Origin of the sequence: Arcobacter sp. (assembly GCF_050300555.1) — a bacterium.
Classification (GTDB): Bacteria; Campylobacterota; Campylobacteria; order Campylobacterales; family Arcobacteraceae; genus Arcobacter.
On the sequence record NZ_JBNKXY010000223.1, the window covers coordinates 1 to 612 of the forward strand.

A 612-nucleotide genomic window follows, 5' to 3' on the forward strand; every position below is an offset into this window, starting at 1 on the left:
ATCGTTTTTCTTTAGAATAAAACAATCATCATTGGAAATTAAAAGAATTGGTTTATTTTTTGTTTTTTTTTATTTTAAATTTTACTATTTCTAATGAGTTTACTGTTACTGATTCTAAATAACCTAGAACACTATATTTATCTATAAATTGTTTTTGTTGAATTAAATTTGAAGATTGAATATTTTTATACTGTAAATCAGGGGTGATGAACTTATTAAAATAAATTTTTTCACTTAAACAGAAGTTTAATGAATTACTTTTTCTATTTTGAACTAATTCAATGTTATGATTCTTATTTAACAATTGTTTTGATTGAAATGTAATAACATTTGAGACTAATTTTACATTTTTTTTTCCTTTAAGACTTTGATTTGACTTATAAGAATAAATGAATTGAGAGTTAATTGTAAACGGCGAACTTGGATCTGTTAATTCCATCCTAATCGATGACGTTAGATTCTGATAAGGAAATTCATAAATTTCAATTGGTCGAACAAGTAATTGTTCATTATTTTTATTAGAAACTTGCTCACAAAAAGCTAATGTCGTAACTGGAACATTTGAAAAAAGAACTTCACCAGGATAATATAATTTTTTTGCGATACTTTTAA

1 protein-coding gene is annotated in these 612 nt (G+C 23.2%); it reads right to left on the reverse strand.

Annotation, left to right across the window (positions count from 1 at the left end):
* Positions 1–52: 52 nt before the first annotated feature.
* On the reverse strand, positions 53–612 hold a 560-nt coding region (locus tag ACQY5W_RS13315), incomplete at its 5' end, for a hypothetical protein (RefSeq protein WP_428025454.1).